The sequence below is a fragment of the Shewanella sp. S1-49-MNA-CIBAN-0167 genome (assembly GCF_040310145.1).
Lineage (GTDB): Bacteria > Pseudomonadota > Gammaproteobacteria > Enterobacterales > Shewanellaceae > Shewanella > Shewanella psychromarinicola.
Genome location: NZ_JBEOPO010000357.1, coordinates 1 through 258, shown reverse-complemented (window position 1 = coordinate 258; position 258 = coordinate 1). Strand labels below are relative to the sequence as shown.

General features: G+C 43.4%; 1 protein-coding gene. It reads left to right on the top strand.

The window, feature by feature from the left end; translation table 11 throughout:
• Positions 1–258, top strand: a 258-nt coding sequence (locus tag AAEZ00_RS21620) for a PfkB family carbohydrate kinase (RefSeq protein ID WP_351090018.1), incomplete at both ends; no start/stop codon positions are given.

Below are 258 nucleotides of genomic sequence, written 5' to 3'. Positions count from 1 at the left end.
ATCATTTGACGATTATTTAGCATTCTGTATTGCGCAAGGGGTGAGGTTAATTTTGGTCACCAATGGTGCTGAGTCCGTTTTATGCCACAGTGCTGAGTTTTCCTTTGAGTTGCCGGTGCCTAAAATTGTTGCCATAGATACTACTGCCGCCGGAGATAGCTTTGTTGCGGGGTTCTTATTTGAACTCGGCCGTGATGAAGGATATTTTACTCCTGGGCCTTTAGTACAAAAATTGCTTAATCGAGTGAACGTTCAAAC